The 21992-nt window shown below is 37.7% G+C and carries 21 protein-coding genes and 1 pseudogene; 8 read left to right on the top strand and 14 right to left on the bottom strand.

The genetic code is table 11. The annotated features are described in order from the left end of the window. Positions 1-14: 14 nt before the first annotated feature. From rplQ to ispH, 6 genes are all read left to right on the top strand, one after another. Positions 15-401: a 50S ribosomal protein L17 gene (gene rplQ / locus ACPF7B_RS06220; protein WP_490504964.1), complete on the top strand. Its 387-nt coding sequence runs from the start codon at positions 15-17 to the stop codon at positions 399-401. 61 nt (positions 402-462) lie between these two features. Continuing rightward, positions 463-1404, top strand: a complete 942-nt coding sequence (ribF, locus tag ACPF7B_RS06215; protein ID WP_490504963.1) for a bifunctional riboflavin kinase/FAD synthetase — start codon at positions 463-465, stop codon at positions 1402-1404. A gap of 18 nt (positions 1405-1422) precedes the next feature. Further along, complete coding sequence (gene ileS / locus ACPF7B_RS06210; RefSeq protein WP_490506507.1) at positions 1423-4272, top strand: isoleucine--tRNA ligase; 2850 nt, start codon at positions 1423-1425, stop codon at positions 4270-4272. Beyond that, positions 4265-4825, top strand: a complete 561-nt coding sequence (gene lspA / locus ACPF7B_RS06205; protein WP_490504962.1) for a signal peptidase II — start codon at positions 4265-4267, stop codon at positions 4823-4825. The genes ileS and lspA overlap by 8 nt, the downstream gene beginning before the upstream one ends. Before the next feature lie 53 nt (positions 4826-4878). Further along, on the top strand, positions 4879-5502 hold the full coding sequence (locus tag ACPF7B_RS06200) for a beta-class carbonic anhydrase (RefSeq protein ID WP_490504961.1): 624 nt from the start codon (positions 4879-4881) through the stop codon (positions 5500-5502). Positions 5503-5504: 2 nt separating this feature from the next. Then, positions 5505-6467, top strand: coding sequence for a 4-hydroxy-3-methylbut-2-enyl diphosphate reductase (ispH, locus tag ACPF7B_RS06195; protein ID WP_490506506.1), 963 nt, complete (start codon positions 5505-5507; stop codon positions 6465-6467). A 76-nt stretch (positions 6468-6543) separates the two neighbouring features. Here the strand turns inward: ispH and ilvA are convergent, their stop codons facing one another. Together ilvA and ACPF7B_RS06185 are read right to left on the bottom strand one after the other, a co-directional pair. Then, on the bottom strand, positions 6544-8055 hold the full coding sequence (gene ilvA, locus ACPF7B_RS06190; protein ID WP_490504960.1) for a threonine ammonia-lyase, biosynthetic: 1512 nt from the start codon (positions 8053-8055) through the stop codon (positions 6544-6546). Between the two features lie 126 nt (positions 8056-8181). Continuing rightward, positions 8182-9033 (bottom strand): adenylyltransferase/cytidyltransferase family protein, encoded by an 852-nt coding sequence (locus ACPF7B_RS06185; RefSeq protein WP_490504959.1) that lies wholly within the window; start codon positions 9031-9033, stop codon positions 8182-8184. 123 nt (positions 9034-9156) lie between these two features. Between ACPF7B_RS06185 and cls the strand changes: the two genes are divergently transcribed. Next, positions 9157-10641 carry a cardiolipin synthase gene (gene cls / locus ACPF7B_RS06180; protein WP_490504958.1) on the top strand — a complete coding sequence of 495 codons (1485 nt, stop codon included), beginning with the start codon at positions 9157-9159 and terminating at the stop codon, positions 10639-10641. Positions 10642-10740: 99 nt separating this feature from the next. On the opposite strand, the gene ACPF7B_RS06175 is transcribed toward cls, so the two are convergent. The 8 genes from ACPF7B_RS06175 to orn form a co-directional block, all read right to left on the bottom strand. Then, on the bottom strand, positions 10741-11613 hold the full coding sequence (locus ACPF7B_RS06175; protein WP_490504957.1) for an NUDIX hydrolase: 873 nt from the start codon (positions 11611-11613) through the stop codon (positions 10741-10743). Between the two features lie 5 nt (positions 11614-11618). Further along, the gene (locus ACPF7B_RS06170) at positions 11619-12224 is read right to left on the bottom strand and encodes an ABC-type transport auxiliary lipoprotein family protein (RefSeq protein ID WP_490504956.1); all 606 of its coding nucleotides are present in this window, start codon (positions 12222-12224) and stop codon (positions 11619-11621) included. A 52-nt stretch (positions 12225-12276) separates the two neighbouring features. Next, entirely contained in the window at positions 12277-13200 is a 924-nt protein-coding gene (locus tag ACPF7B_RS06165) for an MlaD family protein (RefSeq protein WP_490504955.1), read from the bottom strand. Beyond that, positions 13184-14005: an ABC transporter ATP-binding protein gene (locus ACPF7B_RS06160; protein WP_490504954.1), complete on the bottom strand. Its 822-nt coding sequence runs from the start codon at positions 14003-14005 to the stop codon at positions 13184-13186. The genes ACPF7B_RS06165 and ACPF7B_RS06160 overlap by 17 nt, the downstream gene beginning before the upstream one ends. Before the next feature lie 13 nt (positions 14006-14018). Continuing rightward, the gene (locus ACPF7B_RS06155; protein ID WP_490504953.1) at positions 14019-15098 is read right to left on the bottom strand and encodes an MlaE family ABC transporter permease; all 1080 of its coding nucleotides are present in this window, start codon (positions 15096-15098) and stop codon (positions 14019-14021) included. Positions 15099-15174: 76 nt separating this feature from the next. Next, on the bottom strand, positions 15175-15804 hold the full coding sequence (locus ACPF7B_RS06150) for a thermonuclease family protein (protein ID WP_490504952.1): 630 nt from the start codon (positions 15802-15804) through the stop codon (positions 15175-15177). Between the two features lie 9 nt (positions 15805-15813). After that, on the bottom strand, positions 15814-16302 hold the full coding sequence (locus ACPF7B_RS06145; RefSeq protein WP_490504951.1) for a phosphatidylglycerophosphatase A family protein: 489 nt from the start codon (positions 16300-16302) through the stop codon (positions 15814-15816). Between the two features lie 45 nt (positions 16303-16347). Continuing rightward, positions 16348-16887, bottom strand: coding sequence for an oligoribonuclease (orn, locus tag ACPF7B_RS06140; RefSeq protein WP_490504950.1), 540 nt, complete (start codon positions 16885-16887; stop codon positions 16348-16350). A gap of 188 nt (positions 16888-17075) precedes the next feature. Here orn and ACPF7B_RS06135 point away from each other — a divergent pair, with 188 nt between their 5' ends. After that, entirely contained in the window at positions 17076-18002 is a 927-nt protein-coding gene (locus ACPF7B_RS06135) for a hypothetical protein (protein ID WP_490504949.1), read from the top strand. Positions 18003-18102: 100 nt separating this feature from the next. On the opposite strand, the pseudogene ACPF7B_RS06130 reads toward ACPF7B_RS06135, so the two are convergent. The 4 genes and pseudogenes from ACPF7B_RS06130 to ACPF7B_RS06115 all read right to left on the bottom strand — a co-directional run bounded on the left by ACPF7B_RS06130 (position 18103) and on the right by ACPF7B_RS06115 (position 21759). Next, positions 18103-18822 (bottom strand): annotated as a pseudogene (locus ACPF7B_RS06130) (MetQ/NlpA family ABC transporter substrate-binding protein). A gap of 303 nt (positions 18823-19125) precedes the next feature. Further along, positions 19126-19890: a peroxide stress protein YaaA gene (yaaA, locus tag ACPF7B_RS06125; protein WP_490504948.1), complete on the bottom strand. Its 765-nt coding sequence runs from the start codon at positions 19888-19890 to the stop codon at positions 19126-19128. 157 nt (positions 19891-20047) lie between these two features. Then, on the bottom strand, positions 20048-20830 hold the full coding sequence (locus tag ACPF7B_RS06120) for a phosphatase PAP2 family protein (RefSeq protein WP_490504947.1): 783 nt from the start codon (positions 20828-20830) through the stop codon (positions 20048-20050). A 128-nt stretch (positions 20831-20958) separates the two neighbouring features. Beyond that, complete coding sequence (locus tag ACPF7B_RS06115) at positions 20959-21759, bottom strand: Cof-type HAD-IIB family hydrolase (RefSeq protein WP_490504946.1); 801 nt, start codon at positions 21757-21759, stop codon at positions 20959-20961. Positions 21760-21992: the final 233 nt, after the last annotated feature.

Genomic DNA, 21992 nt, shown 5'->3' with positions numbered 1-21992 from the left:
TAGGAAGTATTAAAATGCGTCATCGTAAAGCAGGTCGTGCATTTAGCCGCACGTCAGCACATAGAAAAGCTATGTTCAAAAATATGTCAGTATCTATTCTTGAACATGAAATTATCAAAACAACCTTACCAAAAGCAAAAGAGCTCCGCGGTGTGGTTGAACCATTAATTACTCTTGCAAAAGTTGATACCGTTGCGAATCGTCGTAAAGCTTTTGCAGAGTTGAGATCTCGTGAGATGGTTCAAAAACTTTTCGAAGTTTATGGACCATTATTTAAAGATCGTAAAGGTGGTTATCTTCGTATTATGAAATGTGGTTTCCGTCCTGGGGACAATGCTCCAATGGCATATATTGAGTTTGTAGAGCGACCAGCTAAACAAACTGAAGCTGATGCCAGCTAAACCATAACTCATTAATTAGCCGGTTATTTTTATAGCCGGCTTTTTTATTTACGGTGAATATATGCAATTCTATTTCTATCGCGATTCAGTTGTCCTTCCACGAAAACGACGCATTGTAACGATTGGTGCATTTGATGGTATACACCTTGGTCATCAAAAGCTTTTAGCAAAGGTCAATGAATTAAGTGATGAATTTAATGATGCGATTCGTACACTAGTTACCTTTGAACCTCTTCCACACGAATTTTTTTTAGGAACTGCAGCACCAGGTAGAGTAATGTCTTTGCGAGAGAAAATTACTTTTTTAAAAAAGCATAATTTGGTCGATGAGGTAATAATTCTGCCTTTTACTCATCATCTACGTGAGTTGACGCCTGAGCGCTTTATACAAGAATTTTTAGTAGATACTTTAGATATTCAAGCGATTGTTGTTGGTGATGATTTTCGTTTTGGCGCTAAAGCAAAGGGGTCTTATGTTGATCTCAAGACGGCTGCAATGAAATATGATTTCTCAGTTCATAAAGAGGACTATTATTATATTGGTGATGTTCGGGTCTCTTCAACAAGAGTTCGCGAGGCGCTTACAGATTCTGATTTTAATCAAGCAGAACTCTATCTTGGACGCCCATACACGATGTTAAGTCGTGTCGTTTATGGCAATCAGTTAGCGCGTACTTTGGGTACCGCAACGATTAATTTACCTCTCAGACGATCCAAGCCTCTTTTTACAGGTGTTTATAATGTATATGCTAGTCTTTGTAGTAGCGGTGAATGCTTTTGTGGTGTCGCGAATATTGGTTATCGACCAACAGTGAATGGCATAAAGCCGAATTTAGAAGTACACTTACATGATGTCGATCAGAATTTGTACGGCGAGTTTTTCAATGTACAATTTTTATCGAAATTAAGGGATGAAAAACGCTTTGATAGCCTTGATGCTCTTAAAGCACAGATTCAATCAGATACAATTGCTTCAAAAGATTATTTCAATCTTCTCAAGTAGGATATAAACGTGAATAAAATGAATAAAAATGAAGATAAGAATGATCATGTATATCGTGATTCATTAAATTTACCTGAAACAGATTTCCCGATGCGCGGGAACTTGCCCAAAAGAGAACCTGATTTTATTCAATATTGGGATAATATCGATCTTTATGCGAAGCAGCGTGAGATTTTTAAAGGGAAGCCAAAGTTCATTCTCCATGATGGTCCTCCATACGCTAACGGAGCTATCCATTTAGGACATGCTGTTAATAAGATTTTAAAAGATATTATTATCAAATCTCGTAGTCAGTTAGGTTTTGATTCGCCATATGTGGCGGGTTGGGACTGTCATGGTCTTCCCATTGAGCTCGTTGTCGAGAAAAAGTTTGGGAAAGTAGGTGAAAAACTTTCACCAGCTCAATTCCGTGAAAAATGTCGTGAATTTGCAGGATCGCAAGTGGCGATTCAGGCCGCGGGATTTAAACGTTTAGGGGTTCTTTCATATGAAGAAAAACCTTATTTAACGATGAATCAAGATACAGAAGCCGATATTGTGTTGGCGCTTAAAGAGATTGTTGCTAAAGGGCATTTAGAGAAAGGGGCAAGACCTGTTCATTGGTGCTTAGATTGTGGTTCTTCCCTTGCTGAAGCTGAAGTGGAATATGCCGATAAAGTTTCTTATAGTATTGATGTTGCTTTTCCTATCGTTGATAGTGTTGATCTGGCTAACCGCATAGATCACGAGGTCGCGGCGGATACCGCTGTTGTTATTTGGACAACAACTCCTTGGACATTACCAGGTAATGCGGCTGTTTCGGCGAATGCCGATTTTATTTATGCACTTGTAGAAAAAGATAATAAGCAATATTTAGTGGCTAAAGATCTTATTGAGGAGCTCGATAAAAATTGGGGAACCAAGTTAAAGCTTATTGCTGAGTTTGAAGGGAGCGCACTAGAAGGTGTACAACTCCGTCATCCTATTGAGGATAAAAATGTTCCATTAATTCTCGGAGATCATGTAACTTTAGATGCGGGTACTGGATTTGTACATACAGCACCGGCACATGGGGAAGAGGATTATGCTGTGGCTCTTAAATATGGTATTGAATTTGAGAATCCCGTTTTAGGGGATGGTAGCTATATTCAATCAGTGCCATTCTTTGGTGGTAAAAATATTCGTGGAATTGAGCCAGAGATGATTGAGTTCTTATCGGACAAAGGCATTTTAATTCATAGTGGTAAAATTAGTCACAGCTACGCTCATTGTTGGAGACATAAAACACCAACTATTTATCGTGCAACGCCGCAGTGGTTTATCAGTATGGATAAACAAGGACTTCGTAAAGAGGTACTAGATCAGATTGATAAAGTGCAGTTTATTCCAACATGGGGTAGAGAGCGTCTCTATGGAATGATTGAGGGGCGAGGTGATTGGTGTATTTCTCGACAACGTTATTGGGGGGTTCCAATTCCATTCTTCTTACATAAGGAGAGTGGAGAACTTCATCCAGAGACAGATAAACTAATGGAGGAAGTATCAAATCGTATTCGTAAAGATGGTTTAGAAGCATGGTTTGGTGCTACGGTTGAAGATTATCTTCCAGCATCTGAAGCCGCCAATTATCAGAAAAATACGGATACGTTGGATGTTTGGTTCGATTCAGGTACTACTCATTTTAGCGTCCTTGCTCGTCGTCCTGAATTAGCATATCCAGCGGATCTTTATCTTGAAGGATCTGACCAACATCGTGGTTGGTTTAACTCTTCAATTATCACGTCTGTGGCAATTAATGGTGTTGCACCTTATAAAGCATTATTGACTCATGGTTTTACGGTTGATGCTAATGGTCGTAAGATGTCTAAATCACTTGGTAATGGTATTGAGCCTGCTGATGTTATTGATAAAATGGGAGCAGATGTCCTTCGTTTATGGGTTTCATCAACCGATTATCGTGGTGATATCCCTGTATCGGATGAAATTTTAAAACGTACATCTGAAACGTATCGTCGTATACGTAACACAGTACGCTTCTTGTTAGCAAATACAAATGAGTTTGATCTTGAAAAAAATGGCGTTTCATTTGATGAAATGTTACCACTGGATCGTTGGATTGTTGCTCGTGCGTTAGAACTTCAGGAAGAAATTAAAGAAGCCTATTTGGAATATTCATTCCACAATGTTTATCAAAAACTTCAATACTTCTGTTCAATCGATTTAGGCAGCTTCTATCTTGATATTATTAAAGATCGTCAATATACGGCGGCAAAAGAATCGTTGGCACGGCGTTCAGCGCAAACAGCGCTCTATCATGTGCTAGAAGCGCTTATTCGCTGGATGGCACCAATTTTGACCTTTACCGCTGAAGAGGTTTGGTTAGCAATGAGAGAACGCGGTAATGAGCGTTTAGAATCTATTTATCTTTCAGAGTTCTATGATGGTTTAGTACCTTTAGATGCTAATAGTCCTTTTGATACAAATTATTGGAATCAATTATTAGAGATCCGTAGTGCTGCATCTAAACAAATTGAGCAGTTACGTATAGAAGGAAAAGTAGGTTCATCATTGCAAACACGTATTACGGTTTTTGCAAGTACTAATCTCCACAAAGAGATTGAGCGTTTAGATGATGAATTACGTTTTGTTCTACTCTCTTCATATGCAGATCTTAAACTACTATCTGAAAAAACAGCTGATCTTGATGTTCATGATTTAGGCGATGAGCAATTTGCCGTTGCGGTAGAGGTTCTTGGTGACGACTATAAAAAATGTGTTCGTTGTTGGCACCATCGTGAAGAAGTTGGCACACATCCTGCCCATCCAGAGTTATGTAATCGATGTATTGAAAATCTGACTCCAGAAGGTGAAGAGCGTCACTATGCATAGAAATGATTATTCAGCAAATCACTCCATCAGTATGATGTTTTGGTCTATTTTTGTAATCTGTGGTGTGATTCTTGATGTAATCACCAAAAACATTGCGGCAAATACCCTTTGTCGCAATGTTGCCAATGCAGGCTACTTTGAATATTGTCAGCGTTGGGATTGGATGAGTATTCCTGTGTTTAAAGGATTGAGTTGGACGCTTGCCTACAACGAGGGAGCGGCTTTTAGTTTTCTCGCTGATGAGGCAGGTTGGCAACGCTGGTTTTTTATTGGTATCACGTTGGTCATTGGCATTATTCTTTTTTTCTGGATTCGCCGTACAGCGACTGTGGAAAAGATGCTTCGCTTTGGATTGGCTTGTGTGCTTGTCGGTGCGATTGGAAATTTAATTGATCGAGTATTGCTCGGTCATGTAATTGACTTTATTCATGTGTATTATCGTGATTATCATTTTCCGGTTTTTAATGTTGCAGATATCTTTGTAACCACAGGGGTTGTATTTATTATCTTATCTTCACTTACTGAAAAAAAACGGAAAATAACCAATCAGTAATCATTTTAACGAATGATGGACAGTCTGATTAAATATATCAAAGGATAAATACGATGGCAGAAGAGAAATCGATGCTTGAGACAATTTTAGATCACAATCGTGAGTTTGTGGATTCTAAAGAATATGACAATCTATGTACGGATAAGTACCCGAACAAAGAGCTCGCAATTTTAACCTGTATGGATGCTCGGATCGTTGAATTATTGCCAAAGGCAATGGGACTCCGTAATGGTGATGCAAAAGTGATTAAAAACGCAGGAGCATTAATAACACATCCTTGGGGAGCGGTTATGCGTAGTTTACTAGTTGCCGCATTAGAATTTAATGTCAAAGAGATTATGGTAGTTGGGCATACTGATTGTGGTATGCGTGGATTTGATCCGGAGCACCTTCTTGACAAAGCACGTAAATTTGGAATCACAGATGCAACAATTACAACGCTTCGGAATGCCGGTATTGATTTAGATGGTTGGTTGCGTGGATTTGATAACGTTGCTGACAGTGTTCGGTATACGGTAGATAAAATTCGTAATCATCCACTCATGCCGGGACGCGTTGTTGTGCATGGGTTAGTGATTCACCCAACAACGGGCAAGTTACATACGGTTGTGAACGGCTATGTGGAGAATATTAACTTATTAGAAGAATCTCGTATGGAGATTTCTCAAGAGAAATAATTATTGTGAAAAAAATCTTTTTAGCAAATCCTCGCGGTTTTTGTGCTGGTGTTGATCGGGCGATTACTATTGTCGAGCGAGCGCTTGAGCTTTTTGGTGCTCCGATCTATGTTCGGCATGAAGTTGTTCATAATAAATATGTAGTTGATACACTTAAAGATGGCGGCGCAATCTTTGTAGATGAATTGAATGAAGTGCCGGATGGGAAAATTGTGATTTTCTCCGCACATGGTGTTTCTAAAGAGGTTCAAGAAGATGCGAAACGGCGAAATCTTGAGGTTTTTGATGCAACTTGTCCGTTAGTGACCAAAGTTCATTTAGAGGTTTTCCGTTTTGCAAAAGATGCAATGGATACGATCCTAATAGGGCATGCAGGGCATCCTGAGGTGATCGGAACAATGGGTCAATTTGATGAGAAGTTTGGTGGTAAAATTCATCTTATTGAAAATACTGACGACGTTGATAATTTAGAGGTGAAAGACCCTGCTAAAGTTGCCTATGTAACCCAGACAACATTGTCCTTAGATGATACTTCGCAAATCATTGATCGTTTACGGGCGCGCTTTCCGGAGATACAAGGGCCTAAGAAAAGTGATATCTGTTATGCGACTCAAAATCGTCAAGATGCGGTGAAAACATTGGCAGAGCAGTGTGATTTAATTTTGGTTGTTGGTTCAAAAAATAGCTCTAATTCTAATCGTCTTCGTGAACTTGCGGAGAAGGAGGGTGCTGAGAGTTATCTTATTGATCGAGCTGCAAATATTGATCCAAAATGGTTAGAGGGATATATCAATATCGGTGTAACAGCCGGGGCTTCAGCGCCTGATATTCTTGTTCGTGAAGTGATTGCTTATCTGCAAGATCAGGGATTTCAATTAGAAGGCGATATGCCAGGGTGCGAAGAAGACATTGTTTTCCCATTACCGAAATTATTACGCCCATCAGAATCTCAGAGTGATGAGTAATTTACGCTAACGATATTTTAATGGATAAAGAAAAGGCACTTATTAGAAGTGCCTTTTTGCAAACATATTTAAAATCTTATAGAAAAAGTGAAAATGCAGGATTATCATTTTCATCTTCAAACTCATAACCAATATCATCTAAAAATGATTGAAAAGAACCATCTTGAAGATCTCTCTCAGGAACCTGCATTCCGATCAATACTCGACCATAATCAGAACCATGATTGCGATAATGGAAGAGGCTAATATTCCAACGGCCTGCTAGGGTTGCTAAGAACTGCATGAGAGCACCTGGCCTTTCTGGAAATTCAAAGCGGAATAGACGTTCATCTTTGACATCTCCTTTGCCGCCGACCATATGGCGGATATGTAATTTTGCCATCTCATTTTCGCTAAGGTCAATAACCTCGAGTTGGTGTTGTCGAAGTTTGTTGAGAATCTCTTCTTTTTCTTGATCACCCTGAGATAATTGGAGTCCAACAAAGATGACGGCCTCTTTCGGATTGGAATAACGGTAGTTAAATTCCGTAATACTCCGCTTACCGATGATGGTAATAAAGTGATGGAAACTTCCAGGTGTTTCGGGAATTTTTACCGCAATAAGCGCTTCATTTCGTTCACCAAGTTCAGCGCGTTCAGCAACATGCCGAAGTCGATCAAAATTGATATTTGCGCCACTTAAAATGCCGGCAATATTTTTAAAGTCATGATCGGGATGAGCATGGATATATTTTTTTATCCCGGCAACACTTAAGGCTCCCGATGGCTCACTAAGTGCTCGAGTATTATTGAAGATATCTTTCATTGCAGCACAGAGTTCATCGGTGGATACAGTAACAATATCATCGACATATTGTTCGCATATTTCAAATGTACGCTTACCAACAAGTTTTACCGCCGTACCATCCGCAAAAGTCCCAACTTGTGAGAGTTTTACCCGCTCATGTGCTTGCATTGATGCTAACATCGAAGCTGATTCTTCGGGCTCAACTCCAATGATTTTACAATTAGGTGCGATAAATTTAACGTAGGCGGCAATACCGGCGATAAGGCCACCGCCGCCCACAGGGATAAAAATAACATCGAGATCAGGTTTTTGATCAAGTAGCTCTTTACCAATAGTCCCTTGCCCCGCGATAACAGCAAGATCATCGAAAGGGTGAATAAATGTTTTTCCTTCTCGTTCACAAAGTTCTCGTGCATGCTCAGATGCTTCATCAAAGTTATTACCAAATAGAATGACATTTGCACCCATTGCTTTGCAGGCATTGACTTTAAGTTCTGGTGCTGAAATCGGCATAACAATGGTGGTATCGATTCCCAAATGACGACCACTTAGAGCAACGCCTTGCGCATGATTCCCCGCTGATGCGCAAATCACGCCTTTTTCTTTTTCTATATTGCTTAATTGGAAAATTCTGTTAAAAGCCCCACGAATTTTAAATGAAAAAATCGGTTGTAAGTCTTCCCTCTTTAACCAAACATTACACTTGAGTTGCTGGCTGAGAAGCGAGAGATAGTCGAGTTGTGTATTTTTAGCGACATCATAGACGCGGGCAGATAAAATTTCCCGAATTAACGCGTTCATATGGGGTTAACCTTTTTATTGTTGTAACGATAAATAACTGAAATAAACAGAATGCCTCAGGTGCTATGAGTTATCAAGTATTTGTCATGATAATTCTTAAGAAATTTTCAGTAAGAAACTGTTTACTTATTGTAGTAGAGTATGTATGAAATTGACCAATTCACTGAGCAATTCGGAGTCATCTTTTGAGGAGCATTTATGATAGATAAATGTTGCAATCTCTGCTTGTCTCGATCGCTCTTGAATATTGAGTATATCCTGCTTTTTATTGAAAGCCTCTAGTGCATCTTGCGGAGCAATGATTGCACTAATACGCGTTGACTCTGGTTTTGAAGGTACATACATTTGAAAGTCAATTATTTCAAAAGAGATTTTAGCAATACTCTCCACTTCTACGACTTCGAAGAGTCGGCAGAGTGCTGAAACTACTGATTTTTTTTGTATCAATGAATGATCTATTAAAACCTTCTTTGTAAAATAGGGGCGGATAATTGTCGGGATGAAGTGCCAATTTTTGATAGGATCCTTGCGAATTTGAGTCGCAGATATAGAAAATAGCTTTCTAGGAGGATCCACTAATTTCACCTTAACGTTGAAAAGCGTTTCATAAAAGTCTTTATCTTGCGGTTCACTACTGAATATTATAGTTGGATGAATTTTTTTATCTGCAAGGGTTGCAAGTAGACGATCACTCCATGCTTCCCATCCATTTGGATATGAAGGGATTCCATCTTCATTAAAGCCATGAACGATAATTCCCGGTAGCCCTGTAAAAATCGATTCTGCCCATTTTACACGTATTTCTGCCGATGGTTCCGTTGTGAAGGCGCTCTCCTCATAGATTCTTTGATCACGTTTAGTATCGCTACAGACAAAGAGATGTAATTCATCCACGTGTTCTTTAGCATTTAAGATCATATTAATATGACCTTGATGAAGAGGATAAAACTTTCCAACAATTAATCCTGTGCTTTTCATTTTTTCCAATTTTTTATTTGTTATTAAATAAATAGTTTACTTATTTTGACAAAAATATTTTAAAATCTAGCTCATGCTATAATATATTACTGACAATGTTAACTGGAATAAGAACGACATACAATGATTACATCGATACTGACGGGAAGCTTTTTATGGACGGGGAGCGTTGTTGCGCTTCTGATTTACGCGCTCTTTATTTTAGCAGTATGCGTTAAAATTATTATGGATACAACAAGTGTTAGTAAGACGCTAGGCTATTTAGTATTGATTGTATTTTTACCGCTTTTTGGAGTAATTCTTTATCTCTCTTTGGGTGTAAATTATCGTAATAAAGCAATGTATGATAAAAAGCTTGAATATAATGGTGATTTAAAAGATGCCATTTATGAATATACCAAGCATATTGAACAAAATGCGGCAATGCTTGATAATCCTGTGCTTGATCAATTTACCCGCTTAGCCCATTCGGTGTCCACAGAAGATGTGCATTGGATGAGTTTGAACAATGATGTTAAATTGCTAAAAAATGGCGAAGGAAAATTCCCCGAAGTTTTAAAAGCAATTGCAGAAGCAAAAGAGACGATTCATCTTGAATACTATATTGTTCGTAATGATGTGATAGGAAATAAAATTAAGGATCTCTTAATTCAGAAAGCAAAAGAGGGCGTTAAAGTTCGTTTTATCTACGATGATTTCGGTAGTAAGCATATTCGGAAAGAGTTTGCGCAAGAGATGCGAGATGCTGGAATTGAGGTCTTTGCTTTCCGAAAATTACTTTTTATTTTTTGGGCTAACCGTGTTAATTATCGAAATCACCGAAAGATTATTGTGATTGATGGTCGCATCGGTTTTGTTGGAGGGATTAATATTGGTGATGATTATATTAATGAACCTAATAGTGGAAAGCCGATTCTTCGGGATATGCATGTTCGTTTAGAAGGGTATAGCTGTTATGCATTACAACATCTGTTTCTTTCTGACTGGAATTTCTGTGCGAAGCAAAAAGTTGAGCCTAATGCGGAGCTTTTCCCTTTGGACTTACGGGAGTCGACAGGCAAAACAGCTGTGCAAATTGTTGCAAGTGGTCCTGATTCAAAAGAACCTTTTATTATGAATTCCATTATGCAAGCAATTGCGCTGGCAGAAAAAGAGGTCTTAATTACGACACCGTACTTTATTCCGACTGAGCAGATTTTAACAATGCTTAAAATCGCGGCGCGTAGTCAGGTCAAAGTGAAGCTATTAGTACCGGAGAAAACCAACTCTTGGTTAGTGCGAATGGCGAGCCGAGCACTTTATTTAGATCTTCTAGAAGCGGGCGTAGAAATTTACCACTATCAAAAAGGTTTTATTCATGCGAAAACGAGTGTATATGATCGAAGTCTTGCAATGATTGGTACCGCGAATATGGATATTCGCAGCTTTGATTTAAACTTTGAAGTTAATGCTATTATGTATGATCAAGATTTTGCAGCAAAGATGACCGATCAGTTTTATGAAGATTTAAAAAATGCTGTACCAGTCACTTTAGATGCATGGCGAAAAAGACCGAAGTATAAAATTTTTGCAGATAAATTTGTCTATCTCGCATCTTCATTATTGTAAGAAAATATGTGAGCAAATTGAACTAGATTTTGTTAGGTGATCGATCTTGTTTTGCTAAAAACCGATCTAGGCTAGATCGGTTTTTTTAGTAAGCTGTGATTATTGGTGAGCTAGCGAATTGATAGTTGAAAACAGTTGTTGTTGCTTATCTTGATCAAATGAAATGAGAGAATTGTTCAATAAAAATAAAAGCGTTACAATCCCGCTATTCGGTTTAAATTCACCATTTTTGAGTGCATTTTCAACAGCTATTGGACTCATTTTGTAAAAAGCTTCTACCTCACCATCATTAATTTTAGGCTGAAAATCTGTGGACAATGGGAGATTGAACATATAGATGCATTCATTACGGAAGGTTTTATTAAAGTCTGTTAGATAATTAAATCTTCCCATAAATTGAAGATTCTTTGTTAAATCTAAAGAGATATTGGCCTCTTCAGCAGCTTCTCGTTTTGCCGTCATGAAAGGTTCTTCGCCAAAGCTTAGTCCGCCGGCAGCTAAGTTATCTAGCTTATGTGGTTCAATGGCTTTGAGTTTTGATCGACGTGCTATCCAAAGCGCTTGAATTTGGTTATTCTCAATTTGATAGCCATTAATGTGGATACCATAGACCCGCAAACCTAAGATCGGGGCAACTCCACGCTCAATAGTAAAAAGTACCTTTTCTTTATTAAGATCGGCATTTGGCTCGTATACGCCATAAGCCTCATCTCGCCAATTATGAATGAAGCCAGAATGAAGCAGATAGTAAGAGAGCTCTGCAATTTGTTTATTTCGTTCTTCAAAAGAATCGATTGTGAAACGTTCAGAAAAATGGATCCCTTTTTTTGTGATGATAAAGATCTTTGGGAAACGTTCAAGATAATCGAGGTGCTCAAAATGAACCCATCCTATTGGGAATTCTCTGAAGTAGAGAGGTAAATAGGATGGATAATCTGGTGGCGGTAAATGCCGAAATAATAATTCAAACATTAATATTAATGACCAGAGCGCAGTGTATTAGTTAGGTCGACCGCTAGTTGGCTAGTAATACGCTTAAGCGCAATATTATATGCATTAACACCGCCTTCTGCATTATAGGTCAATGAAGGTTCAGACTCTCTAAAGCTAAATGTTTTTATAATCTTATTGGTATTGTTATTGACTAAACGAGCCTGGATATTTAAAACAATATGACTTTGGTTATTGTCATCAAAATATTGACGCATTTGCAAAATAGACATATCCAAGCGATAAGCAGTTGCAATATTATTAGGTGCCATAATGACAAATTGGAAGATATTCCGTGCATCTAAGTCTTGTGTAATAGCTGCTTGTATAAGATTTGCTGGTGGTGCTGCCCAATCACTTAAGGTGAAGCTTTCAATCTCATTTGGTGATCGGCTATAAAACATATCGGTTGAGAGTTGGCCTACCGTACGCACTTGAGAAATCATCAATGAAGGCATCTTATATCCTGTATTTGAAATTATAGGATTAGCATCTGTTGTTAAGATATAGCTTTTTTTAGCAGGTGCTGATGAACAGCCCGCGATGATTATTGGAAGCATCAAAAGTAAGACAAATTTTTTTAAATTTTTCATTGGAAATCCTTAAAAATTAATAGCTTAAATAGAATTATATCCGGTGGTTTTTCTATTCGCCAGGACCAGGTTTTTGTTTTGGTTTCCCAAGAATAATAGCATTCGGTTTCGCTTCAAGCTCTTGCATTAAGAGAGAGAAGTTATAGAGTGCATTTTCTAAAATAGGAAAGATATTTTGAACGCTACCATTTGCTTCTTCTCCAAAGCTTCCCCAAGTATTTAGCGTTGATTTTGCAGTGTCTAAAGTTTGATTAACATTGACGGTTAACCCTTCTAGCTGGGCTGATGAATTCTTCAGATGACCGGCAAATTCATAGAACGCTTTAGCTGCTTCTTTTATTTGAGGTTGAATTGAATCGATTGTTGTTGTGGCTTTTTCTGTCAAGACATCAATTTTAGTACCTGCTTTTGCAAGATCCTCAGTAAAAATATTGGTATTGCTTAAAATATTACTGAAGTTATCAATATTTTGAGTGGTTAAAATTGACCCCATCTTTGTAGAAAGCTCTGTCAATGAATGGGTAATATTATCAAGTGCTTCATCAAGACGTCTTGAGAGCGATGGTCCATTTTTAATGGTTGGAATGGGGTCTATCTCTGATGGTAATAGATCTTCGGCATTTGGTGTTCCGCCTGTTAAGCCGACATTAACAATGCCGGTAATACCACGGCTAACCAGTACCGCAGTAGTATCTTTTTTAATGGGTGTTCCAACATCGATATTGAGATAGATTGTCACATAACGGGGATCATGTTCATTGAGTTCAATAGAACCGACTTTTCCGACGGTTACCCCTTGATAATCAATGGGTGAATTAGGGGATAGCCCAGCAACACTCTCGGTTGTAACGACTTTGTATTCATTGGTGTTAACCTTTTCAAAGCCATTAGTTAACCAGAGAACAAGGGCGATAAGGCAGGCGATTGAACCTAAGACAAATGCCCCAACGACAGTATAATTAAATTTGTGTTCCATATGCCTCTCCAACTGCTCGGCCACGAGGGCCTTGGAAATAATGTTGAATTAAAGGATTGTTATTTTTAACAAGCTCTGCGATAGGCTCGTAAGCAATTAATGTTTTATTACCTAAGAATGCAACCTTATCGCTAGTTGCCCAAATTGAATCTAGATCATGAGTGACCATTAAAATAGTTAAGTTTAGTGACTCTTTTAATTGACACATGAGTTGATCAAACTCACTTGCAGATACAGGGTCAAGTCCGGCAGTAGGTTCATCAAGGACTAAAAGTTCAGGATCAAGTGCTAAAGCTCGAGCTAAACTTGCGCGCTTGATCATTCCACCGGAAAGATCTTTTGGTAAGAGATTCGCTGCTTGTGGCTTTAAACCCGACAAAGTTAATTTTAACATTGCGACTTCTTCCATATCTTTTTTACTCAACTTTGTATGTTCTTGAAGTGGAACCATGATATTTTCGAGAACGGTGAGCGAACTAAAGAGTGCACCGCTTTGGAAGAGCATTCCAAAGGTTTGGCGGAGCTTTTGTTTCTCTTTATGAGATGCCCCCCAGATGGGTTTATCTAACAGATAGATTTGCCCTTTGGTGGGTGGTTGTAACATAACAATTGTTCGAAGAAGAGTCGTCTTACCTGATCCCGAACCACCGACAAGTGCTACCATTTCTCCTTTTTCAACAGTCATATTAAGGTCTTCATGTACTACATGAGTCCCGAAACTGTTGTATACATGCTCGACACGAATAATCGCATTATCTTTGGGCATTGTTTGCTCAGGTATATTAGAAGGTGCTAACTGGCTCATTTTCTCCTCCCTATTATAGTCCGACATTTCGCATTAAAATTGAGAAAAGTGCCACAATGATAATGACGAAGAAAATTGATTGTACGACAGCTTTTGTCGTCTGTTGACCAACGCTATCAGCACCGCCAGAGACTTGAAAGCCTTGGTAGCAGCCAATAAGTGTAATGACTACGGCAAATACAGGTGCTTGTACTAATCCAACCATCAAAGAACGCCAGGTAACTGAATTAGGAAATGCTTGGATAAATTCACCAAATGAGATATCAAGGTAAAAATTTGCTAAAACCATACTACCAAATACAGCCATAATATCTGCAAAGAGGGTAAGTACCGGCAGAGAAACCGCGAGAGCAAACATCTTTGGTAGCACTAATTGATTAAAGCGGTTCAACCCAATCGTTTCAAGCGCATCAACCTCTTCGTTGACCACCATTGTGCCTATTTGTGCTGCGTAGGCCGCACCTGTTCGACCGGCGATGATGATCGCTGTAAGGAGCGGTCCTAAAACTCGTAAAACAGCAACAGCAGTAAAATCAACGATATAAATGCTTGCACCAAACATCTGTAAGAGATCTCCTGCTTGATAAGCGATTACTGCACCGATAAGAAAGTTCAGCAAGCCGACAATCCCTAATGCTTTGACACCAGCAGATTGAATATTTGACCAAAATGCATTCCAGCGGATTGTCCATGGGGTGAAGATTTTTTGAATAGCAATAATAGAGACTTCACCCAAAAAATTGAGGAATTCTTGTAGTCCATCAAAAGTCTGAAAAACACGTTTACCGATACGAGTCGTTAAAAATTCTCGTTTTTGAGGTGCCTCTTTCTGAACGCCAGCTTCATCAATACGTTCTTTTATAAACAGGAAAAGATCGATCTGTTTTTTCTCGAAGCCTTTATAATTGATCTTTTTTTGTTCGGGAATTGCTTTGAGAGCAATATAAAGCTCCTGACAGCCAATAGTATCGAGATCTGTTAATTGCGAACCATCAACTGTCACACTATCTGCCGTAATTGATTGAGACTTAAATTGATCAGCTGCTCGCTGGATAGAATGGAGATTGGCTAGTGTCCATGCTCCATCTATCACTATGGTATTCTTATCAAGTTTTATCATAACTGTTTGAATTCGCTTATATAAGGTCGAAAATCAATTAAAAATACGATTATCGAGGATTTAATTTTCGCCAATGTCCAGGATCTTGTTGGGCACCCTCTTGTTGCCAAATCCCTAGCCTTTTTTCTTTAGCAATCTTCTCTGCTTCTTGATATTGAGGCTCTTTATTGAAGCGTTTATAGACCGTTGCTTCTCCTTGTTTAACCATCTCTAATCCTACATCTTTATCATTCACAAGAATTTGCGATACATATCGACCATATTGATCAATATCTTTAATTCGAAGAGTAATGGTATCATTTTTTATTGTTGGTAAAAGTTTAATTAGCGCATCTTTTGACCGATAACCCCATGGTTTTTGACTTAATTCTGGTGCATCAATACCCCAAATCCGAATACGTATATCTTTTGCTCCATAGTTTGAGCAGTCGGCATTTATTGTATCACCATCGGCGATATGTAGGAGTTGACAAATATACTCATTTCCTTGAGTGATTGAGATATTTTGTTGTACAGGAGTAGTGTTACGCGTGATGTGTTCTTTAGGAATAAAATAGGAAACTCCTAAAATAACTATAAAAATAATTCCCACAACAATTCGCCCTTTACGGGTTTTGGTGAATTGAGAAATGAGATTTTTGATATAGGGGCTAAATGTTTTTCGTGAGTTATACGCCATATGTAATCATCAAACGGTTAAAAGTGAAGGGAAGAGAAGAAAAATTATTTGCATGCAGATAAATGCAAATAATCCAGCAATGACATCATCAATCATGATGCCAAAGCCGCCGCCAACTTTCTCATCGACGGGCTTGATCGGCCAAGGTTTTAATACATCAAAGAAGCGAAAGAGGCAAAAACCGATTAAGGCGGGTAAGATTCCAACGGGAGCTGCGATCATGGTAATCCAAAATCCCACAAACTCATCCCACACAATACCACCATGGTCATGTATCCCTAACTCATCGCTAGCTTTTTGACAGATAATGATGCCGATAGCAAAAGCAATGGTAATAACGACGAGATAGGATAGTGCTGATAAATGGCCGAGTAATAGATACCAAATAACAAGGCCTGCTATTGTTCCCGCTGTGCCCGGAGCGACGGGGGACATGCCTGAACCAAAACCAGATGCTAAAAATTGCCAAGGCGTTTTAATTGTAATCTTTGGATCCATTCTAATTATATCCTTGAGTATTGGGATGAATAGGGGAAAGGTTACTTATTTGAAGTAGTGTTGACGGATAAATTGGAGTTCAGCAATCGATTCTCGAATATCATCAAGTGCTTTATGGGTATTCTTTTTCTCATAGCTTTGAGGGTTGTGATACCAGCGTTTAACTACTTCTTTGAAGGAGCTGACATCAATGTTGCGGTAATGACAAAACTGGTCGAGTTTTGGCATATATTTTTTGAGAAATCGACGATCAGTGCCGATACTATTTCCGCATAAGGGAGATTTACCAAAAGGAATCCATTTTTGTGCAAATTCAACTGTCTGTTCCATTGCATCATTCAAGGATACTGTGCTCTCTTGAACTCGGATTACTAATCCTGATTCACTATGTGTTTTTTGGCACCAATCATCCATCAAGTCAAGAATGCTTGCAGGTTGAGAAATAGCAATGGTCGGTCCTTCCGCTAAGATGTTAAGATCTTTGTCGGTCACAATAGAAGCAATTTCAATAATGTGATGAATCTCTTCATCAAGGCCTGTCATTTCAAGATCAATCCAAAGAAGATTACAATCATTTTGCATCATTATTTTTACTCATTTAAAGATTCATAAGCCTTTCATTTTCGCATAAATGGTGGGAAATTTCATGTGTTATGACAAATGAATGGGATATGATAAAACTTCATTTACTAAAATTGAAACTGATCAGTTAGCAATGCAATGACTTATCGTTATAATGGATTTATTTTTTATTTGATATTTTTGGACTTATTATGCAAAACAATGCTCTATCTGAGGTAGCTCATCCCAGTTCGAATTATAAGAAGACGCAAAGCATTCTATTAGGGAGTAGGGTGCCTTATTGGGCAAGTACTGAATTGTCCGAAGCTCAATATGATATTTCTATTAAAGAAATTTTGGCGATAGCTTGGCGCTATGTTAATGGTTTTAAGCTTAATTACTTTTTGGGTCAATTAATCTATTGGGCGGTATCAACGGCGACTTATATGGGAATGTCGATTATGATGACTTTTCTAAGTTTCGTATTTGTATTGATCGCTGCCGGTGGAAATTTTGATCAAGGTTTTAATGATCCTGATTCAGGATTAGTTTTTTTTGTCATTATCTATGTCACACAGTTTATTTTTCAATTGATCGTGATGATCCCTTTAAATATTTTGGCATCAGGATTAGGTGTGCTGAGTATTAAATGGCGTAATAACCTGAATAATGATGTTGTTGGGGATATCTTTAGCCCCTTTAAACGCTTTGGAACCTTAGTCTTACTGCAATTTATGTTAATTGTAGGGACGTTGATTGGTTTAATGTTTTTTATAATTCCGGGAATTTACTTCATAGTTGCGACACTTTTTTCAACTTGGCTAGCACTTGTTTATCCGGAGTTAACCGCATGGCAATCGCTAAAATTATCGATAAAATTAGTTAACCAACATTTTTTTAAGATCTTAGGTCTACTGTTATTACTATTAGGTATTAGCTTAGTAATAGTTACTCCGATGGTGCTTATTCTTATCTATTTTGCATCGATTAATCTTGCATTAATGTTTTTTTCTTTTTTGCTATTGATCCCTGTGATGATTATGATCGCTATTTGGTTAATGCCTTTTATGGCACTATCATTAGCATCTGTTTTTCAAAAAATGATTGAGATGCCATCAAGCAAAAGTCATTATTTGTAGAGGTTCTTGAAATATGCATTACTGATTAATGATCTATATTTTTGAATGTATAAGAGCCACGATTTTTAGTAATCGTGGTTTTTATTGTTTTTAATAATATTTATTTCAGAGATTCAGGAATAATCCAATAGTTATTTGGGTTATTATGTCGCATAAATTCTTTGAATTCACGCGAATTATAGGCATCTACGATTGCTTTTGCCCACTTTTTATCACGATTTTCTGATCGAATCACTACTTGCAAATAGAGATCATCTAATAGGGTCTCTTGCGCTAATACTCTGCTTGGATCAAGCTTTCCCAGCCACACAATACTTCCTGGGATTACGGCAAAATCAGCATCATCTAATACTCGTGGAATAAGACTTGAGTCCATCTCTTTGATCTTGAGTTGATAAGGATTGGCAACAATATCGTTTTTAGTCGCTTTCATGAGGTTCGTATTGGGCTTTAATGTAATTCAACCAACTTTTTGTAAAAGTCCATAAGCTCGAGCGGCGTTAGATGCATCTTGAGGAATGAGAATGGTCATTCCATTTTGAATATCTTTTAGCGCACTATGATGATTGGAAAAAATGGCCGCAGGCACAGTTGGAATTTTTTGAATGGCGATTAAATTACTTCCGCGCTGTTTGTTAAAGACTTTCATATAGCCGTTATGCTGAGAGACAACCGCATCAACAGCATTTTCTGTCATTGCAATATTTGCTTCAAGAAGTGCAGTGAAGTTTACGTGTTTTATGGTATAGCCCTGTTTTTCGAGAATAGGAACAATTGCCATATCAAAAAGCTCATCATAAGGCCCTGGGGAAACTCCCATAGTGATGGTTTTATCATCTATTTTTTGTGAGCAACCAACAATCAAAGAGGCGCTCATAAGTGTGGCAACAATTAATAATAAAAAACGCTTCATTGGATATCTCTCTATTTAATTATTTTAAAACATATATGTTTAGTTTTCATGTAATTAAGTTAGTATACAGAGCTAATGAAAAACAGCAATTTTTTCTGATTTTCCTTACGAATTATTTGAAAGATTTTAGGCATATAAAAATCCCTCAAAGTGATGTTTAGCTTAGAGGGATATTTTGGAAAGGGAGATTTAAATATGTTTTATGAAGGTTTAACCACGAATAAAGACGATTTCACCTGTTATATCGTTTGGTTTATAAGCATAACCTTCAAGGTTAAACTTTTTAAGATCTTGAAGGTCTGTGATGCCATTCTCACTTGCAAAACGGGCCATGAGACCACGAGCTTTTTTAGCATAAACACCAATGACTTTATATTCTCCATTACTGAAGTCTTTAAAGATAGGTGTGACTACTCGCGCTTTAAGGTTTTCGGTTTTAACTGCTTTAAAGTATTCATTAGATGCTAGGTTGATTACCACCTTTGCGTCAAGTTCATCAATGCGCGTATTGAGATAGTCGGTAATAATATTCCCCCAAAAATCATAGAGATTTTTTCCGCGTTCTGTCGGCAATGCAGTTCCCATCTCTAAACGATATGGAGCAATAAGCTCAAGTGGTCTCACAGCACCATAAAGCCCTGATAGAATTGCAAGATGCTTATTGAGGAATTTAATCTCTTTTTCAGGAAGATTGTAGGCAGAAAGTCCTTGGTAAACATCGCCATTAAAAAGATAGATTGCAGGCTTTGCATTTTGTGAGGTGAATGGTGTTTCATACTCTCTGAATCGCTCTACATTCAGTTCTGCAATTCGCTCAGAAACTTTCATTAAATTTTGTAAGTCTTCGGCATTATAGGTGCGAAGAACTTCAATGAGCTTTTTTGATTCCGCTAAAAGTGCTGGTTCTTCTAAACTAGGAATTGGTGGCGGTGTATGCTCATCGAGCATCTTTGCAGGTGAAAGTAGATAAAGCATAAAGTAGTCCCCTTAATAATTGTTTCGCTGAGTTTTCAAAACGATATTATGCGATAACATTGAAAAAACGTTAATACCTATATAGTTTTATAAAAAAAATGATAGAAGCACAAGATTGTTCATGAAAGATTCTTCATGTTATTCGATTGAATATAGATTATTGCTGGCGAATCTTTGCTATTTTCTTTTGGTATTGATCAATTTGAGTTTCTCTTTTTGCTAAAAATAGGAAGAAAAGGGTGGCGACAATATAAGCAATAATAGTACTGACAAAAAGATCTATCGGGAAATGCATGCCGAGTCTTAATCGACTAATCATCATTAGTCCCGCCCATATTGTAATAATGCTGATATAGAGCTTGCGCTTTGGATCTTGTTCGCGGGTTAAAAAACCGGCAATAATAAATGCCCAGATAGCTGCAAAAATAGTATGTCCTGATGGGAAGGAATATCCGGTCTCTTTTTGCCAATGTTGTTTAAGCCAGGGTGGTGTGATAGATTCTTCAGAAACTGCCTCTTCGATAATGTTGCCTCTTACTTTACGATTATAATCGTAGAAATTTTCAAGATTTGGATCTTTCTCAGCGATATAACTCATATATGGGCGAGGCTCTTCCCACGTATATTTAATTCCACTTTTGATAATTTGTGTTGCGCCTTGTAATAGCAATACGCTTAAAAAAATTAATACCCAATGGTGTTGTAATAGCTTACAGCGCATGCTTAACCAAATTGCTAAAACAATTGTGGTGATCAGTGCATAAAAAGGTGCGGTGCCTGTTTGTGTTATTAGATAAAGAATAAAATCGATAAATGTGTAGTCTTGCGTTGACTGCCATTGCCAATGCAAGCCCCATGTAGCAATGGGAATCGCGAGTAAAAGTAGGAATATGATTGTTAAAGTTTTAAAGACTGTTTGGAAAGGGGCAATTTTGCTCATATTATTTAAGTAATTCTTATAGTTATAGAGTGATAGAGAACTGTGGATCTCTTAATTATACCAAAATAGGGGATATATTCAGGTATGGTACTGGCTATGTTTCACACGCTAATTATCAGATAATAATTTTATTTAAAGTAACGCAGTTCAAAAAGTTGATCTAATGTCTTGGCAACGCCATCTTCAATATTGGTTGCGATAATACGATCTGGGAATTTTTCTTTGAGTGGATCAATAGCATTGCCCATTACAAAAGGATTTCCAACAAGGGCAAGTAACTCTATATCATTGAGTTGATCACCAAATGCAACACAATGTTTAGGATCAATATTCAGTTTTTCAAGCACTTTTTGGGCGCCAACTGATTTGTTTATACCTTTGGGCATAACTTCTAAATAAGTTGCTGATGATGTAGAAATTGACGCCTCATCAAAATGGTCATAAGCGATATTTAGATAATGTGTTAGTTCGTTATCCGGGATAACAAAAAGCGCTTTTGTAACAGCCTCATTTACCCAATCGTGATGAGGATCTAGAATTGTAAAACGTTCGCCAGGGCATGTATGGTGATGCGCCGAACCGTCATGAGTATAAATTACATTATTATGATAAAAAATTGGTGGATACTGGTGTTTTTCTGAAAAATGGAAGACCTGCTTTAATACTTTTTTAGGTAGCAGTGCTTCAAAAATAACACGGTCTTGTTGGAAGTCAAAGACACGGGCACCATTATAATTGATGATGTAATCCGTACCATTAATGGCTTTAACAAATGGAAGTGCGCCAGCAAAACTCCGCCCAGTACTAAAAATAATTTGAATCCCTTTATGATTAAGCGTTGTTAATATATCAGTTAATGCAGGAGAGAGAGAATTCTGGCAGTTAAGACTAGTTCCATCAAGATCTAAAAAAAGTGCTTTAAGTGACATAATACCGACCTTTATTATGGTGGAGTTAAATGGTGTCTGTGAATGAAATAAACATGTTTTTCATTCTACAATGTTCGAGAGTTTGGAAAAAGGTAAAACTTTATTGTGTAACCCCTCTATTTTGTAGTTATATTTATCAGACTGTAAAAGTGAAAGTTATTTCTCTAATATATGTTAAATAGATTATAATTACTGAATGATGTACCTGAATGATTCAGGGGCTATGGTAAAAT

This window comes from Ignatzschineria sp. 22MB058224, from assembly GCF_058188435.1.
Note: the sequence above shows the minus strand (reverse complement) of the source record. Positions and strands in the feature narration are given on the sequence as shown.

Bases quoted from the DNA above. Each gene is read 5' to 3' on its own strand.
- rplQ (WP_490504964.1), top strand. From the start codon at position 15: ATGCGTCATCGTAAAGCAGGTCGTGCATTTAGCCGCACGTCAGCACAT.
- ribF (WP_490504963.1), top strand. From the start codon at position 463: ATGCAATTCTATTTCTATCGCGATTCAGTTGTCCTTCCACGAAAACGA.
- ileS (WP_490506507.1), top strand. From the start codon at position 1,423: ATGAATAAAAATGAAGATAAGAATGATCATGTATATCGTGATTCATTA.
- lspA (WP_490504962.1), top strand. From the start codon at position 4,265: ATGCATAGAAATGATTATTCAGCAAATCACTCCATCAGTATGATGTTT.
- ACPF7B_RS06200 (WP_490504961.1), top strand. From the start codon at position 4,879: ATGGCAGAAGAGAAATCGATGCTTGAGACAATTTTAGATCACAATCGT.
- ilvA (WP_490504960.1), bottom strand. From the start codon at position 8,055: ATGAACGCGTTAATTCGGGAAATTTTATCTGCCCGCGTCTATGATGTC.
- ACPF7B_RS06185 (WP_490504959.1), bottom strand. From the start codon at position 9,033: ATGAAAAGCACAGGATTAATTGTTGGAAAGTTTTATCCTCTTCATCAA.
- cls (WP_490504958.1), top strand. From the start codon at position 9,157: ATGATTACATCGATACTGACGGGAAGCTTTTTATGGACGGGGAGCGTT.
- ACPF7B_RS06175 (WP_490504957.1), bottom strand. From the start codon at position 11,613: ATGTTTGAATTATTATTTCGGCATTTACCGCCACCAGATTATCCATCC.
- ACPF7B_RS06170 (WP_490504956.1), bottom strand. From the start codon at position 12,224: ATGAAAAATTTAAAAAAATTTGTCTTACTTTTGATGCTTCCAATAATC.
- ACPF7B_RS06165 (WP_490504955.1), bottom strand. From the start codon at position 13,200: ATGGAACACAAATTTAATTATACTGTCGTTGGGGCATTTGTCTTAGGT.
- ACPF7B_RS06160 (WP_490504954.1), bottom strand. From the start codon at position 14,005: ATGAGCCAGTTAGCACCTTCTAATATACCTGAGCAAACAATGCCCAAA.
- ACPF7B_RS06150 (WP_490504952.1), bottom strand. From the start codon at position 15,804: ATGGCGTATAACTCACGAAAAACATTTAGCCCCTATATCAAAAATCTC.
- ACPF7B_RS06145 (WP_490504951.1), bottom strand. From the start codon at position 16,302: ATGGATCCAAAGATTACAATTAAAACGCCTTGGCAATTTTTAGCATCT.
- orn (WP_490504950.1), bottom strand. From the start codon at position 16,887: ATGATGCAAAATGATTGTAATCTTCTTTGGATTGATCTTGAAATGACA.
- ACPF7B_RS06135 (WP_490504949.1), top strand. From the start codon at position 17,076: ATGCAAAACAATGCTCTATCTGAGGTAGCTCATCCCAGTTCGAATTAT.
- yaaA (WP_490504948.1), bottom strand. From the start codon at position 19,890: ATGCTTTATCTACTTTCACCTGCAAAGATGCTCGATGAGCATACACCG.
- ACPF7B_RS06120 (WP_490504947.1), bottom strand. From the start codon at position 20,830: ATGAGCAAAATTGCCCCTTTCCAAACAGTCTTTAAAACTTTAACAATC.
- ACPF7B_RS06115 (WP_490504946.1), bottom strand. From the start codon at position 21,759: ATGTCACTTAAAGCACTTTTTTTAGATCTTGATGGAACTAGTCTTAAC.